Origin of the sequence: Bradyrhizobium sp. HKCCYLS20291 (genome assembly GCF_051167715.1) — a bacterium.
GTDB lineage: Bacteria > Pseudomonadota > Alphaproteobacteria > Rhizobiales > Xanthobacteraceae > Bradyrhizobium.
Window position 1 is genome coordinate 170,312 of record NZ_JBNPTO010000009.1, and the last position, 14,415, is coordinate 184,726.

Here is a 14,415-nt window from a genome sequence, read left to right on the forward strand (position 1 = left end):
CCGTCAGGCACGATGCGTCAGATCAGGTGTTTCGGCGGCGGCGAGTCGGACTCGGACAGCACGCCGGCGCGCAGCGCCGGAACCGGCCAATCGGTGGCGGCGACGATGTCGGCCGGAACGATCGCGAGCTGCAACTGCGGCACGGCCACCGAGAAGCAGCCGTGACAATGATGATCCGAGATCGCGCGCGGATCGGAATGACCGGCCTTGTCGAGCAGCGCGGCGATCTCCGGCTTGCCGGCCGGCGCATGCGCGACGTCGAGATCGCAGCTGCCGTGCAGCGCGCCAGCAAGAAGATAGGCCCCCATCATCAACAGCACGACGATCCGGCGCAGCATGCGCGGACCGTTCGTGAGATGATGTCGACCAATGATGCGCACGGCGCCCCCTGTTCGCCCAGGCGATAGCACGCGCTCCGCCGCACTGTCGATCAGCAACAATGTAACAAGTGGAACCGCGTCACGACCCGGCAAGCGCGGGCGCGAGGATCACGCAGGCCAGCACCGCCAGGGCGGCGGCGCTGCAGCGATAGCCGATCCTGGCCGGGACGTGGGCGGCGAGACCGCGGCGTAGCGTCGCGCCGAGCACGATCCAGCCGCCGCCGATCACGATCGTGGAGCACGCCAGCGCCAGCACGAACGACCGCAGGTCAGCCCCGAGTTCCGCCGGCGGCAGCAAGGTGAAGGCGAAGATGATGGCCTTCGGGTTCAACGACGTCGTGACGAACACGCGCTGAAACGTCACCGGCATGGCCTCGCCGGCGCGATCGCTGCCATTGCGCCACAGCGCGACGGCAAGCTGCAGCAGATAGAGCACGACCGCGAAGCGCAGCGCCTGGCCGAACAGCGGCGCGGCGGCCAGCACCGACCCGAGCACGAGGCGCAGCGCCGCGATCGCCAGCAGATAACCGGCGAGCTCGGCGAGCAGCAGAGGCAACGACGCGCGCACGCCGCGGCCGGCGCCGGCGGTGGCCAGCAAAGTGTTGGTCGGGCCGGGCGTGGCGAGCAGCGCGGCGGCCGAGAGCACGAAGGTCGACAAGTCCATCGGGATCGTCGACCACGCCTGCGAACCGGCCGCATTGACGTTGATCAACGTCATGCCGCCCGATCAAGGCCGCTCAGCGCGCGAGCCTCTCCAGGCTCACATTCGCCGGCAGATCTGCGGCGAAGGCGTCGAGCGCACGGCTGAGCTCGGCGGCATCGGCGGCAGGGGTGCGATAGAAGGCGACGTCGCCGGCGGCGACCGTGACGAACGGACTGTGCAGCACGGCGACCTTGGTCCAGCTGGCGGGCACGCCGCGCGGGAACCAGCGGTCGTAGATCATGGCCAGGCCGACGCCGCGCACTACTGCGAGATCCGCCATCTCGGCCGGGCCATATTGGCCGGCGAGCCTGGCCTTGCGCACCTGCTCCGAGCCGAGCCCCCAGAGATCGAGCACGTAGTTCGGATTGCGGTAGGCGACCAGCCCGAGATCATTGACTGCGACGGGGCGGCGATAGAGCTCGCGCACGAACCGGCCCATTTGATATTGCTGCTCGTAGATGTTGCGTGAGGCTGTCGGCGTCACCCAGGCCGCGTCCATGTAGGGCCACGCGGCGAAGCCCAGCAATAGCAGCATCGGCACGTTGAGCGCCATCGACATGCTGCGATCGAGCTGAGGCCTGAGCCGGCCGGCCAGCCACAGCCAGGTCACCGCGGCCAGCGCGATGACGTACACCTCGTAACGGTGGAACCAGTCATATTGGCCGAAGGCGACATGGCCGCCGATCGCGGCGAGCACCGCGCCCGCGACGATCAGCGCGCGGCGATCGGCGCGCAGCCACCAGGCCGTCACGGCCACGGCGAGGCCAAGCAGCAGCAGACGCCTTCCGTACGGATTGATCAGGGCGATGATGAGATTGTCGGTGATCGCGCCGAGGGCGGTGGTCCGATCGTAGGCCGCCTCGACGATGCGCGCCTTCAGCAGCACCGAGCTCGGCAGCAGCGGCAGCCCGAGCGCGTGCATGCGCGCGCCATAGGCCAGCAGCGCGGCGACGATCACGGCTGCGCATCCCGCGGCGGCGCGGCGCTGCCCGAGCAGCATCAGCGCCGCGAGCGCGGCGCAGGCGAGCGCCGCCCCCTCGAAGCGGATGAGCGGCAGCAACACCAAAGCGGCGAGTTGCAGCCGGCTCGGCGTCCGCCCCTGCGCGGCCTCGGCGAGGCCGGTGAGCGTGGTCACGGTCGCCCAGACGTGCAGACTGTGCTCGAGCCCGGTCATCGGCAACGCGACCGCGCTGACGATGAAGATCAGCAGCAGCGAGATCACTACCGTGAACCACGCACGCTCGGCGACGAACAGGCCGCTCCGTTCCAGCAGTCCCATGATGGTGACGATCGTCGCGGCGGCGGCGGTCGCGCTCACCAGCAGCGCTCCCCATGGGCCGAGATGCATCGCCTCGGTGAGCGCCATCAAATAGGGCCAGATGATCGACGAGCTCGGCGAGGAGAACTCCCCGGCATTGACGCCATAGCCGCCGGCGAGGATCTGATCGGCGACGGCGAGATGGATGTAGGCATCGTCCAGCGCGAAGACGAGCCGGCCGCCGGCCAGCCAGAGGCTGACGACGAGCTCGATGACAAACAGCACGCCCCACGCCGACAGCGCGACGCCGATCGGACGCCACGAACCCGGCACCGGGCGCGAGCCCGACACCATGCGCGCGTCCGCCGCTGCGACTGCCTCGATCGTCATGCGTGATCCCGTGCCGTTCTCCGCCGCCTGCCCTGTTACCGCCAAAAGCTTAAGTCCCGCTTTCCGGCACCAGTTGCGCGTCAGCCTTTCGTTAACGAGCCGCCATCGGCGGTACGCAATGCCGCATGAGCGGGCCGTATTGGCGGCATGCACGGCGCTTGATTGACTTGGCACCCCTGCCCTCTAAGGTCCGCGCAGCCGGACAATGAACTGCGACTGATCATGGCCCGCCCCGCGCGAGGAATGACGATCGGGGCGCGAAGGATCAGATCACGATGACTTTGGCGATGAGCTGGGACGAGTGGACCCGGCATGATGGCATGGCGCTGGCCGAGCATGTTCGGAACGGCGAGCTGACCGCGGTTGAGCTGGCGAAGCAGGCGGTGGAAGGCATTGCCAAGGTCGATCCCGCGCTCTCGGGCGTGGTGGAAGTGTTCGCCGACGCAGTCCAGGATCCGATCAAGGCCGGCGCCAATGCCGACGGGCCGTTTGCCGGGCTGCCGTTCCTGATGAAGGATCTCGGGCCGACCATGGCCGGCCGGCTGCAGGAGCAGGGCTCGTTGTTCATGCGCGGCAACCGCGCGGCTGCCGACACGCATTTGACGTCGAAGATGCGCAAGGCCGGCCTCAATCTGATGGGGCGCACGACGACGCCGGAGTTCGGCGTCTGCAGCTCGGCCGAGAATCCGGCCGTCTACGTCACGCGCAATCCGTGGAATACGGACTACACGACCTGCGGCTCGTCGGCGGGAAGTGCCGCGATGGTCGCGGCCGGCGTGGTGCCGATCGCGCATGCTACCGACGGTGGCGGCTCGATCCGCATCCCCGCCGGCGTCAACGGCAATATCGGGCTGAAAGTCTCGCGCGGCGTGTTCTCGATCGCACCGCATCTGTCGGATCTCTCCGGCCTGGTCTCGATCCAGGGCTGCCAGTCGCGCAGCGTGCGCGACACCGCGGCCTTCGTCGATCATTGCCGCGGCGGCTCGCCCGGCGAGTTCATGCCGTACTGGACTACGCCAGAACCCTATGTCGAGCTGATCAAGCGCGATCCCGGCAAGCTCCGGATCGCGCTGTCGCATCAATGGGGCGACTACCGCGCCACGCCGCACATCGCGGCCGAGCTGGCGCGTGTCGGCAAGTTCCTCGAGGGCCTCGGTCATCACGTCGGCTACGCGCTGCCCGATGTCGACTACGTCAGGGCATTCGCGGCACAGACCACCTGCTACATCTCGAACTTTGCGATCGTCATCAACAACCTGCTGGCGCAGCGCAAGCTGACGCAGCCGCCGGCTGACCTGATCGAGCCGATCAACATCCGCATCTGGGAAGCCGGCAAGGACACCAGCTTCGCCGAGCGCGCGGCGATGCAGGCGGTGTTCAACACCACCTCGCGCGCCTTCGGCGCGTTCTTCGAGCAGTGGGACATCATCCTCACCCCGATCACGGCGCTGCCGACGCCGAAGATCGGCACCACGGAATATCTGACGATCAGCGACAATCCGTCCGTGCTGGACTGGTTCGACAACCTCTGGCGCAACTTCGCCTTCACGCCGCTTGCCAATCTCTGTGGCGTCCCGGCGATCTCGCTCCCGCTCGCCAGCAACGAGCACGGCTTGCCGCTCGGCATCCAGGCGATCGGCAAGCAGGCCGATGACGGCCTGCTGCTGCAGCTGGCGGCCCAGATCGAGCGCGCGATCGACGGCAAATGGAACGCCGGCGCGACGCCTGCGGTGCATGTGACCAAAGCGTGAGGGCCCGGCTCCCAGGAAGCCGATCATTTGAGCTGAAAGAGGCACATTGATCCGAGTTCGTCGTTGAGACGTTGCATCCCGGGGATAGCCGCGCGGCTGTCCGGGTGATGACGAGGGCGACGTGACGGATCAGCCGGCGGTGACGCAGGAGTCGGAGGCAGGGCCGCGCCCGGCTCCGTCTGGGCATGCCGTGAAGCTCGCGTCGTTTCCTCGCGGCGGCGTCGCCGCCGTATTCGGCGCTAGCGGCGGCATTGGCGCAGCGCTGAGTTCTGCTCTGAGCGAAAGCGTTCACTTCAACACCGTGCTCGGCCTCGGCCGCAGCACGTCGCCAGGCTTCGAGCTCACCGATGAGTCGAGCATCGCGCGCGCGGCGGAGCTGATTGCCGGCGCCGGCGAGATCCGGCTCGTCATCATCGCGACCGGCATGCTGCACGACGGCGACGCGCTGCCGGAGAAGAGCTGGCGCGAGCTCGATGGAGACCGGCTCGCCCGCGCCTTCGCCGTCAACGCGACCGGGCCGGCGCTCATCATGAAGCATGTGCTGCCGCGGCTACCCCGCAAGGGCAAGGCCATGCTAGCGGCGCTGTCGGCGCGGGTCGGCTCGATCGGCGACAACCGGCTCGGCGGCTGGTACGGATATCGCGCGTCGAAGGCAGCGCTGAACCAGCTCGTGCATTGCGCGGCGATCGAGCTCGCCCGCCGCGCCCCCGAAGCGATCTGCGTTGCGCTGCATCCCGGCACGGTGGCGACACGGCTGTCGGCGCCGTTCGCCGCGGGGTCCGGCGTTGCGCCGGCCGAGGCCGCGCGGCACCTGCTCGGCGTCATCGACCGGCTCGAAGCCGAGGACTCCGGCAGCTTCCATGACTGGCGCGGTGCGCCGGTGCCGTGGTGACGCGCATGCCGAAGATGCGACGCAAGGCCGACCTTCCGACCAAGACCTGCGCTGCGTGCGGCCGCTCGTTCGCCTGGCGGCGCAAATGGGCGCGCGACTGGGACGAGGTGAAATACTGCTCGGACCGCTGCCGATCCGCGCGCGGCCGAACCGCCGCTGCTCCAGCTGCCACGCCGCGAGGACGATAGCATCATGTTGTCAGGCATCCCCGCACCGACGCGAAGCCTCGGCCTGGCGGGCCTGATCCCCTTCATCGGCCTTGCCGTGCTGGCGATCGCCGGTGACGAGGCGATCCGGGCTGCGGCCTTGCGCGCGCAGATCGGCTACGGCGCTGTCATCGTCAGTTTCCTCGGCGCGCTGCATTGGGGCATCGCGGTGCAGACACCGGCGCTGGCAAGCTGGCCGCGCATGGCCTGGGGCGTGACGCCGTCCCTGCTCGGCTGGGTTGCGCTGCTGCTGCCGCCGCTGCCCGCTCTGGTGCTGCTCGCGGCCGTGCTGCTGGCAGCGCTGGTGTTCGATGAGTTCAGCTTCGGCGGCGACGATCGGCGCGCCTGGTTCTTGAAGCTGCGGCGGCTGCTGAGCATCGGCGCCATGCTTGCCCTGCTCGCCACGCTGATCAGCATCGTGGTCAAGGGCGCGGTCTGAGCACCGTCGTTCTGGACAAGCCGGCAATCCCTCGGCAAGCTCGCGCATCCCAGCGCGAGGCGTCATGAACATCCTGCTGCTCAATCCCAACATCCGCGCCGACATCACCGAGCTGATGCTGCAGGTCGGCCGTGAGGCCGCCGCTCCCGGCACGACGCTGATCCCCTGCACCGCAGCGCGCGGCGTGCCCTACATCGCGACGCGCGCCGAGGCGCAGATCGGCGGCGCCGTCGCGCTGGAGATGCTGGCGGAGCGCCACGGGACGTTCGATGCGGCGATCATCGCGGCGTTCGGCGACCCCGGCCTGTTCGCCGCCCGCGAATTGTTCGACGTGCCGGTGATCGGACTGGCGGAGGCGGCGATGCTGACGGCGTGCATGGCCGGGCGGCGCTTTGCCATCGTCACCTTCGCGCAGGCGCTCGGCCCCTGGTACGAGGAATGCGTCCGCATGCACGGCCTGATGGAGCGCTGCGCCGGCATCCGCATGCTCGACGGCAGCTTCAAGCAGATCTCCGACGTGCAGCACGAAAAGGAGGAGCTGCTGGTCGAGCTGGCGCTGCGCGCGGTCGAGGAGAACGAGGCCGACGTGCTGATCTTCGCCGGCGCGCCGCTGTCCGGTCTCGCCGCGCGCGTCGCGCATCGCATTCCCGTGCCGGTGGTCGATCAGGTGATCGCGGCCGTGAAGCAGGCCGAGGCGCTGCTGGCGCTGAACATGCGCAAGGCCACCGCCGGCACCTACCGCCGCCCGGCCGCGAAGCCGACGACGGGCCTACCGGAGGCGCTCGCCGCACGGCTGGAGCATCGCGATGGATAGTCGGACGGTCGGGCACTGTGAGGAAGCCCGCCTCTCTCCGCACGTCATTCCGGGGCGCCCAAAGGGCGAGCCCGGAATCCATAGCCACAGGCCGTGGTTTGGCGACGAGATGCTCGTGGCTTTTTCTTGGATCCGCACATGCAGTCGTGGGTATGGATTCCGGGCTCGCGCTGACGCGCGCCCCGGAATGACATCGGGAGAGAGTGAGCCGCGAACGCAAACTGCGCGCTCGGGGTCGACCGACTCGTCCAAGCGCATTCGGGTACCGGCCAAATCATCGTTTGTACACAAACCACCGCGACTGCCTCAAAAGGCGGCACGCTTTTTGCTTTTTCAGCTGAGTTGAGCAGGAAGCCTTATGGCCAGCGTATCGGAAGCCAAGTCGCTCGTTCTCGATCGGATCACGCACCGCTTTGCCAGCGGCACGATGGCCGTCTCCGACATCAATCTCGACGTCAAGGGCGGTGAGATCATCGCCCTGCTCGGTCCATCCGGTTGCGGCAAGACCACGTTGCTGCGCATCATCGCCGGCTTCATCGGCCAGAGCGAAGGCCGCGTCATCATCGGCAACGACGTCGTCGATGCGCTGCCGCCCAATCGCCGCGCGGTCGGCATCGTGTTCCAGAACTACGCGCTGTTTCCGCATCTCTCGATCTCAGAGAATGTCGGCTACGGGCTTGCCGCGCGCGGCGTCGACAAGTCGACCCGCAACAAGGAAGCGCAGCGCCTGCTCGACATGGTGCAGCTCGGCGCATTCGGCGAGCGGCTGCCACGGCAATTGTCAGGCGGCCAGCAGCAGCGCGTCGCGCTGGCGCGCGCGCTCGCGATCAAGCCGTCGATCCTGCTGCTCGACGAGCCGTTCGCCGCACTGGACAAGAATTTGCGGCTGGACATGCAGATCGAGGTCAAGCGGCTGCAGCGCATGGCCGGGACCACGACGCTGATCGTGACCCACGATCAGGAAGAGGCGCTATCGATGGCCGACCGCGTCGCCGTGCTGAGCCACGGGCACCTCGAGCAGTTCGGCACGCCCTCCGAGATCTACGACCAGCCGCAGACCTTGTTCGTGAACACCTTCGTCGGCACCGCGAACAGGATGAAGGGCACCGTGCTCGCGACCGATGCTGATCACGTGAAGGTCGACCTGGAAGCCGGCGGCGAGATCATCGCGCGTGCACCGAAGCCGGTTCGTGCCTCAGACAAGGTCATCGTCTGCCTGCGTCCCGAGCATCTCACCTTCGTCAGCGATGTCACCGGCTTTGCCGGCGAGATCGGCATGGCGCTGCCGCTCGGCGCCACCGTCGTCCACGAGATCAAGGCCGGTGATGGATCCAGCATCAAGATCTCGCAGGCCCGCACCGGCGACACGCCACTGCGCGACGCCGGTTCGCCGGTGCGCATCGCACCGCTCGCGCCGGGGCTCGCCACCGTTTTCCCGCAGTAAAATCAACAGGACATATCGGAGTGAAACATGATGCTTGATCGCCGCCGACTCTTGACGAGCGCCTTGACCTTGGGCGCCATGCACGCCTTCCCGGGCTTGAGCTTCGCGCAGGCGCGGCCGCTGGTGTTCGCGACCTTCACCGGCAGCTGGGAAGAGGCGCACAAGGCCGTGCTGGTTCCCGCGTTCCGCAAGGCCAATGGCGATGCACCGATCGTGCTCGACCCGATGCTGTCGGTCGACCAGATCGCCAAGGTCAACGCCGCCAAGGCCAATCCGCCGATCGACGTGATGCTGCACGATCCCGGTCCTGCGCTGGTCGCGATCGGCCAGGACCTCGTCGATCCCTACCCGGCCGACAAGAGCACCTATTTCAAGGACCTGATTCCGGAGGCGCAGGACGGCATGGGACCCGCGCCGTTCTTCCAGGTCGTCGGCTTGACCTACAACCCGGAGACGGTGAAGACGCCGCCGACCTCATGGGCCGATCTGTGGAAGCCCGAGTTCAAGGGCAAGGTCGGCATTACCAATCTGAACTCCACGCTCGGCACCGGCTGGCTGGTCGAGATCGCACGCATGCGCGGCGGCTCGGAAGCCAATGTCGACGAGGGCTTCAAGGCGCTGGAGGAACTGAAGCCGAACCTCGCCGCCGTCGCTGCCAATCCCGGCGCGCTGGCGACCTTGTTCCAGCAGGGCCAGATCGACATCTCGCCCGGCAATTTCAACGCCATCCAGATCCTGAAAGCGCGCGGCGTGCCGGTCGAGTTCGTGGCGCCGAAGGAAGGCGCGATCGCGTTCAAGACCACGATCCATGTCGTCAAGAACTCGCCGAACAAGGAACTCGCCTTCAAGCTGATCGAAGCGGCTCTGTCCCCGGAGGTGCAGACGACCTTGATGAACTCGCCCTATCTGATCGTTCCGACCAACACCAAGGTCGCAATGTCGGGCGAGATCGCCAAGGTTCTGGCCAAGGACACCGCGGAGCTGAAGAAGAAGTTCGTCTTCCAGGACTGGAAGAAGATCAACGAGCAGCGCGCGTCCTGGATCGAGAAGTTCAACCGCGACATCAAGATCTGACGCCATGAAGAGCGCCACGACGGCACCAGGGGACGTGACCAGCTTCAGCCTCGGGCTCGCATTGCCCTTGGGGTTGGTGTTCGCGGTCTTCTTCGTGCTGCCGCTGGCGCAACTGCTCTATCTCTCGCTCCACAACGACACCGCGGCGACGGTGTGGGGGTTCGGCCAGTACATCAAGTTCCTGACCGACCCCTTCAGCCTCGCCGTGCTCGGTTCGACGCTGCTGCTCGGCGCCGAGGTCACGCTCACCTGCCTCGTGCTCGGCTATCCCATCGCCTGGCTGTATCAACGCTCCGGCAGCCGGCTGCAGACCTTGATCATCATGATCGTGCTGCTGCCGCTGCTCACCAGCGTGGTCGTCCGTACCTTCGCCTGGATCGTGATCCTTGGACGCCAGGGCATCATCAACTCCGTGCTGCAGTCGCTCGGCCTGATCGGCACGCCGCTGCGCATGATCTATACCCAGGGCGGGCTGATCGCGGCACTGGCGCAGGTGCAGATGCCGCTGATGGTGCTGCCCTTGATCACCGCGATCAGCCGCATTGACCCCAATCTGTCCGACGCCTCGGCTTCGCTCGGCGCCGGCAGCTGGCGCACCTTCTTCAAGGTGATGCTGCCGCTGTCGATGCCCGGCATCATCGCCGGCTGCACCTTGACCTACGCCGCGGCGATCACCGCCTTCATCACCCAGTCGCTGGTCGGCGGCGGGCAGATGCTGTTCATGCCGATGTATCTCTATCAACAGGCCTCGACGTTGCAGAACTGGCCGTTCGCCGCCGCCATCTCGATCATCTTCCTGTTCGCGGTGCTCGCGATCGTCGCGCTGTTCTCGACGCTCGGGCGGCGCGCCCGCGGCTATGGAGACGCGCGATGAGCGGCCGGCAGCCCAACTGGGAGGCACTGAGCTTCCAGATCGTCATGACCGTCATCGCCATCCTGGCGCTGATCCTGATCGTGTCGCCATCGCTGGTCGTGGTGATCGTGTCGTTCACGTCCGGCTTCTCGCTGAAATTCCCGCCGCCGGGCTATTCGACGCGCTGGTACGTCGAATTGTGGAACGCCTGGCAGCTGCAATTCGCCGCGCGCAACAGCGTCGTGGTCGCGCTGTGGTCGACCGGGCTCTCGATCGTGCTCGGCGTCGCGGCCTCGCTGGCGATCTCGCGCTCGAAGACGCTGACCGCAAAGCTCTTGGACTCGCTGTTCATGTCGCCGCTGGTGCTGCCAGCGCTCGCCTTCGGGCTGGCGGCGCTGATGTTCTTCTCGCTGATCGGCCTGCCAGTGTCGCTGCTGACGCTGGTGATCGGCCACACCATCGTCTGCGTGCCCTATGTCGTCCGCAACACGGTAGCCGCGCTGGCGCAGCTCGAGCCGACCTTGCTGGAAAGCTCGGCGATCCTCGGCGCCTCCAGGCTCTATACGTTCCGCCGCATCGTGCTGCCGCTGATCCGCCCCGGCATCATCTCGGGCGCGTTCATTGCGTTCATGTCGTCGTTCGACAACGTTCCGGTATCGCTGTTCCTGCGCGACGCCGCCACCGACATGCTGCCGATCCGGATGTGGCAGGACCTCGAAGGCAAGCTCGACGTCACCATCGCCGCATTGTCGAGCGTCTTGATCATCGCCACCGTCGCCCTGATGGCCATCATGGAGCGCACCACGGGGCTGTCGAAGCGGCTGACGGGTTGAAATGGCGCACGTCCCATCAGCGCTCGTTCGTGCCCGTCTCCATCAGCGCCGTCATGGCCGGGCTTGTTGTCCCGGCCATCCACGTCGACCGGCGTCGCGGATGGACGTGGATGCCCGGGACAAGCCCGGGCATGACGACTATTTCTTTGGCAGGCAGGATCTTCCGACCATCAGCATACGACGGCGCGAGGCGTAGCGCGATCAAGCCCCGCGGAAGATCGAATAGCCCCAGGGCGTGAATTTCAGCGGCAAATGAAAATGCTCCTCGACCTTGTCGATCGCGAAACTAAACGGCACTGTGGTCAGGAATTTTGTCTGGACGCCTGCCCCGAAGAACTCGCCGATATGAAACAGCACCTCATACTCGCCGGCGGTGACGCCGTCGCCCTTGACGATCGGCGCCTGCAACGTGCCGTCAGCGCCGAGCTGTCCCTCGGCAAGCAGCGTGCGATCGGGCGCGACACGCCAGATCGCGACACGAAGGCCGAGCGCCGGGCGCCCGTTCGCCACATCGACCGCGTGAACCGAGATACCGCCGGCCATCAGTTGCTCCACTGTTACGTTGTCGCCGCATGATAGACGCGAAACAAGCTGCGGCGCCAGCGCCGCCGCTGTGGCCTGCGCTGGTGGCGATGACCGCGCTGCAGGCGCTGGTGTCGCTGGCGCTGTTCGCGCCCGGCACCGTGGCGCCGCGCGCCGGGATCAGCATCGAGCAGCTGTCGCTGTTCTCGACCGCGGCGTTTGCGATCAGCCTGGTGTCGTCGTTCTGGGGCGGCACACTGGTGCAGCGGCTCGGCTCGCTGCGCGTGGCGGCGCTGTGCGCGGTGATCGTCTGCGTCGGCATGTCGCTGGCGACATTCGGCTATGCCTGGGCGTTGCTGGTTGCCGGCCTGGTGCTTGGCCTTGCCGCCGGACCGGAGACGCCGGCAAGCGCGGCGCTGCTCGGGCGGCTGGTGCAGCCCGACAAGCGCGCGATGGTGTTCTCGATCCGGCAGACCGGCAGCCAGATCGGCGCCATGGCCGGCTCGCTGCTGCTGCCGCCGTTGGCCGTCGGCCTGGCGCCGAACTCTGCCTATGCCGCCGTGATCGCCTGCGCCGTCATCGGCTTCGTCGGCTTCGAGCGGCTGCGCCCGGCCTATGCGATCAAGTCAGAGCCGATGCCTTATCTCGGGCTGCGGGAGCGGCTCGCGCTCGTCAGCTCCGACCGCCGCATGGCGGCGCTCGCCGTCGCCTCGATCCCGTTCAGCGGCATGCAGGTGATCCTCAACACCTGCTACGTCAGCTTCGGCACGGTCGAGCTCGGGCTGAGCCATGTCGAGGCCGGCTGGCTGCTGGCCTCGGCGCAAGGCGCAGGCCTGATCGGCCGGCTCGGCTGGGGCGTGGTGGCGACGCGGCTGCGCTCGGCGCGCGCCGTGCTGGTGATGGCAGGTGTCGGCATGGCGGTCTGCGCGCTGCTGCTCGGGATGTTCGGCGCGGTGATGAGCACGTCGCTCCTGATCCTGCTCACGGTGGTGTTCGGGCTGACGGCGAGCGGCTGGAACGGCGTGTTCATCGCCGAGATCGCCAATCTGGCCAAACCGGGGCGTGTCGCGGAAGCCACCGGCGCCGTGCTCACCATCTCGTTTCTCGGGCTCGTCGCAGCGCCGCCACTCGTGGCCGCCCTGACGCCCCGTTTCGGGCTTGGCGGCAGCTTCGTTGCGCTCGGCGTGACGGCGGCCGCAGGTGCAACCGTGCTGCTGATGGAGCGTTCTCATGCACGCAACTGACATCGTCCGCGCCGTCACAGCGCGCGAGACATCGGCAAGAGAGATGGCCGACCAGGCGCTGACGCGCATCGCCGCCGCGCGTGATCTCAACGCCGTCGTCACGGTTGATCCCGAGCGCACCCGTGCGGAGGCCGATGCGGTCGACGCGCGCGTCGCCGCCGGAGAGCTGCTGCCGCTCGCCGGCGTGCCGGTCGTGGTCAAGGACAATATCTGGGTCGGCGGCTGGCGCATCACGCAGGGCTCGCGGCTGTTTGCCGACTTCATCGCCCCGGAGGACGCCATTGCCGTCGCCCGGCTGCGCCGCGCCGGAGCGGTCGTGGTCGGCATCGGCGCGACCTCGGAGTTCGCCTGCAAGGGCGTGACCACATCGCTGCTCTATGGCCCCACGCGTCATCCGCTTGATCGCACTCTCACGCCGGGCGGATCGTCCGGTGGGCCGGTGACCGCCGTCGCAGCCGGACTCGTGCCGCTCGCGATCGGGACGGATGCCGGTGGGTCGATCCGTCGGCCTGCGGCCCACGTCGGTGTCGTCGGCTTCAAGCCGTCCTATGGCGCCATCCCCTACGGGCCGGGCTTTGCCGAGGCCGGCTGGGGCATATCGGTGGTCGGACCGCTCACCGCCGACGTCGGCGACGCTAGGCTCGCTTTCGAAGTCATGGCAGGCCCCGACCCGCGCGATCCGCATGCCATCGATGTCGCAGCGGCCGGCCCGGCGCAGCCGCTGCGCATCGCCTTCTCACCACGGCTCGGCCTCGACGTCGCCGTTGATGGCGAGGTGAGCGTTGGCCTGCAGCGAGCCGTCGGCCGGCTGCGTGCCGGCGGGTTTTTGGTCGTCGACAAGGATCCGGTCTGGCCCGCGGGCCTCGCCGAGGATGCGATCATGCCGCTGCAGCATGCCGGACTTGCCGCGCTGTTCAGCGACGCCTTCCGCAGCGATCCTCATCAGTTCGATCCGGATATCGCCAAGCAGATCGAGCGCGGCCTCGGCCTGAGCGGCGCGGACGTCGCGCGCGCGCTCGAGGCAAGCACGCAGATCGCGCGCGCCCTTGCTGCATTTTTCCTCGACGTCGACGTGCTGTTGACACCGACGGTGCCGTGCGTGGCCTGGCCGTTCACGCAGCTCGGCCCGTCCGAGATCGGCGGCCAGCCGGCCAGCCCGCGCGGCCACGCAGTGTTCACGCCGTTCGTCAATCATGCCAGCGTGCCGGCAATCTCGATGCCGTGCGGCACCAATGCGCAGGGCCTGCCGTTCGGACTGCAACTGATCGCCGCCCGCGGCCGCGATCGTAGGCTGCTGGACGTGGCGGCGCAGGCGGAGCGGGTATTAGCTGATCGCGCTTGAGCAAGTCGCTCGCGGCTCGCTCGGTATCCACCTCTCCCCGCTCTTCTGCGGGGGCGCGACGAGCTTCGCTCGCGCTGAGAGGTCGGATTGCGCAGCAATCCGGGTGAGGGGCATGGCACATGCGGAGCCAAATCGCAGCTCCATCGGACTTATACGTCAGCGCTTATTAGCAGCACTTCCCGTGCGGCTGCCCCTCACCCCAACCCTCTCCCCGCAAGAGCGGGGCGAGGGAGCGCACCGTCTGCGGGGCGATACATCGGACTCCACGGG

At 67.6% G+C, this 14,415-nt stretch carries 15 protein-coding genes; 11 read left to right on the top strand and 4 right to left on the bottom strand.

Translation table 11 applies throughout. The annotated features are described in order from the left end of the window. Nucleotides 1–17 precede the first annotated feature (17 nt). The 3 genes from ACQR07_RS21160 to ACQR07_RS21170 all read right to left on the bottom strand — a co-directional run bounded on the left by ACQR07_RS21160 (nucleotide 18) and on the right by ACQR07_RS21170 (nucleotide 2,731). Nucleotides 18–338: a hypothetical protein gene (locus tag ACQR07_RS21160; protein WP_434904099.1), complete on the bottom strand. Its 321-nt coding sequence runs from the start codon at nucleotides 336–338 to the stop codon at nucleotides 18–20. Nucleotides 339–459: 121 nt separating this feature from the next. Beyond that, on the bottom strand, nucleotides 460–1,098 hold the full coding sequence (locus ACQR07_RS21165) for a LysE family translocator (protein WP_434904100.1): 639 nt from the start codon (nucleotides 1,096–1,098) through the stop codon (nucleotides 460–462). A 19-nt stretch (nucleotides 1,099–1,117) separates the two neighbouring features. Next, nucleotides 1,118–2,731, bottom strand: a complete 1,614-nt coding sequence (locus ACQR07_RS21170; protein ID WP_434904101.1) for a hypothetical protein — start codon at nucleotides 2,729–2,731, stop codon at nucleotides 1,118–1,120. Nucleotides 2,732–3,006: 275 nt separating this feature from the next. Here ACQR07_RS21170 and ACQR07_RS21175 point away from each other — a divergent pair, with 275 nt between their 5' ends. From ACQR07_RS21175 to ACQR07_RS21215, 9 genes are all read left to right on the top strand, one after another. Then, entirely contained in the window at nucleotides 3,007–4,482 is a 1,476-nt protein-coding gene (locus ACQR07_RS21175; protein WP_434904102.1) for an amidase, read from the top strand. 121 nt (nucleotides 4,483–4,603) lie between these two features. After that, nucleotides 4,604–5,374 carry an SDR family NAD(P)-dependent oxidoreductase gene (locus tag ACQR07_RS21180; protein WP_434904103.1) on the top strand — a complete coding sequence of 257 codons (771 nt, stop codon included), beginning with the start codon at nucleotides 4,604–4,606 and terminating at the stop codon, nucleotides 5,372–5,374. A gap of 5 nt (nucleotides 5,375–5,379) precedes the next feature. Continuing rightward, entirely contained in the window at nucleotides 5,380–5,562 is a 183-nt protein-coding gene (locus tag ACQR07_RS21185) for a DUF2256 domain-containing protein (RefSeq protein ID WP_434904104.1), read from the top strand. Nucleotides 5,563–5,566: 4 nt separating this feature from the next. Next, nucleotides 5,567–6,019 carry a DUF3429 domain-containing protein gene (locus tag ACQR07_RS21190; RefSeq protein ID WP_434904105.1) on the top strand — a complete coding sequence of 151 codons (453 nt, stop codon included), beginning with the start codon at nucleotides 5,567–5,569 and terminating at the stop codon, nucleotides 6,017–6,019. A gap of 64 nt (nucleotides 6,020–6,083) precedes the next feature. Then, nucleotides 6,084–6,833: an aspartate/glutamate racemase family protein gene (locus ACQR07_RS21195; RefSeq protein ID WP_434904106.1), complete on the top strand. Its 750-nt coding sequence runs from the start codon at nucleotides 6,084–6,086 to the stop codon at nucleotides 6,831–6,833. 358 nt (nucleotides 6,834–7,191) lie between these two features. Next, on the top strand, nucleotides 7,192–8,277 hold the full coding sequence (locus ACQR07_RS21200; RefSeq protein ID WP_434904107.1) for an ABC transporter ATP-binding protein: 1,086 nt from the start codon (nucleotides 7,192–7,194) through the stop codon (nucleotides 8,275–8,277). Nucleotides 8,278–8,304: 27 nt separating this feature from the next. Then, nucleotides 8,305–9,351, top strand: coding sequence for an ABC transporter substrate-binding protein (locus ACQR07_RS21205; RefSeq protein WP_434904108.1), 1,047 nt, complete (start codon nucleotides 8,305–8,307; stop codon nucleotides 9,349–9,351). 4 nt (nucleotides 9,352–9,355) lie between these two features. Next, complete coding sequence (locus ACQR07_RS21210) at nucleotides 9,356–10,225, top strand: ABC transporter permease (RefSeq protein WP_434904109.1); 870 nt, start codon at nucleotides 9,356–9,358, stop codon at nucleotides 10,223–10,225. Beyond that, entirely contained in the window at nucleotides 10,222–11,037 is an 816-nt protein-coding gene (locus ACQR07_RS21215) for an ABC transporter permease (protein ID WP_434904110.1), read from the top strand. Before ACQR07_RS21210 ends, ACQR07_RS21215 begins: the two co-directional genes overlap by 4 nt. A 201-nt stretch (nucleotides 11,038–11,238) precedes the next feature. On the opposite strand, the gene ACQR07_RS21220 is transcribed toward ACQR07_RS21215, so the two are convergent. Further along, nucleotides 11,239–11,580 (bottom strand): hydroxyisourate hydrolase, encoded by a 342-nt coding sequence (locus ACQR07_RS21220; protein ID WP_434904111.1) that lies wholly within the window; start codon nucleotides 11,578–11,580, stop codon nucleotides 11,239–11,241. Between the two features lie 29 nt (nucleotides 11,581–11,609). On the opposite strand from ACQR07_RS21220, the gene ACQR07_RS21225 reads away from it, so the two are divergent. Both ACQR07_RS21225 and ACQR07_RS21230 read left to right on the top strand, forming a co-directional pair. Then, the gene (locus ACQR07_RS21225) at nucleotides 11,610–12,803 is read left to right on the top strand and encodes an MFS transporter (protein WP_434904112.1); all 1,194 of its coding nucleotides are present in this window, start codon (nucleotides 11,610–11,612) and stop codon (nucleotides 12,801–12,803) included. Beyond that, nucleotides 12,790–14,145, top strand: coding sequence for an amidase (locus tag ACQR07_RS21230; RefSeq protein WP_434904113.1), 1,356 nt, complete (start codon nucleotides 12,790–12,792; stop codon nucleotides 14,143–14,145). Before ACQR07_RS21225 ends, ACQR07_RS21230 begins: the two co-directional genes overlap by 14 nt. The last annotated feature ends 270 nt before the right edge of the window (nucleotides 14,146–14,415 follow it).